We start from the raw sequence: 667 nt of genomic DNA on the forward strand, positions 1-667 counted from the left end.
CCCTCAAGGGCGAGTCTTTGGTTTCCCAACTAAAGACCCTCCCATTATGTGCCAAACCATCCTTCAGAATCCATCCTTTTTCAAATTTCTGTTGCGTATCGATCAGGATCATGCCGCCACGATCCGTTTGCGAGGGTGTCTCCATTGCGGGGGTCCCCTTCATCAAACTCACTACGAACGCAAACCTCGCGATGCACCCTCGAGTTGGATAGAGGAGAAGATCCGCTTCAGTTTCTGTTGTGGGCACTGCCGCCGCCGTTGCACTCCCGCCTCGGTACGCTTTTTGGGACGCCGGGTTTATTGGGGTGCTACGGTGCTTCTGGTCACCGCTCTGTGTCATGGCCTGCCCCTGAGGCGAAGCAATAAACTCTCTCAACACTTCGGGGTTCCCATCCAGACCCTCCGGCGCTGGCGTCAATGGTGGCTGACAGAATTCATCCTGACTCCGGTATGGCAGACCCTGCGCGGTCGATTTCTCCCCCCGGTGGAAGCCCATTCTCTGCCCGGTGAATTACTGCATCGTTGCTCTGCACGCACAGCGACCAAGAGCACTCTTCTGCAGGATTCGATGACCCAGGTAATGCGCTGGCTGGCTCCTCTGAGCACGCTCACTGAGGATCAATAAATGAGGGGCCTCGTCACGCACAAGATGGCGCTAGCCAGGGGG

The 667-nt window shown here is 56.8% G+C and carries 1 protein-coding gene; it reads left to right on the forward strand.

Annotation, left to right across the window (positions count from 1 at the left end; genetic code table 11):
- The coding region (locus tag IV91_RS18055; RefSeq protein WP_233418470.1) for a hypothetical protein at nt 1–625 on the forward strand (625 nt) is incomplete at its 5' end.
- Nucleotides 626–667: the final 42 nt, after the last annotated feature.

The sequence above is a fragment of the Ferrovum myxofaciens genome (assembly GCF_000735045.1).
Lineage (GTDB): Bacteria > Pseudomonadota > Gammaproteobacteria > Burkholderiales > Ferrovaceae > Ferrovum > Ferrovum myxofaciens.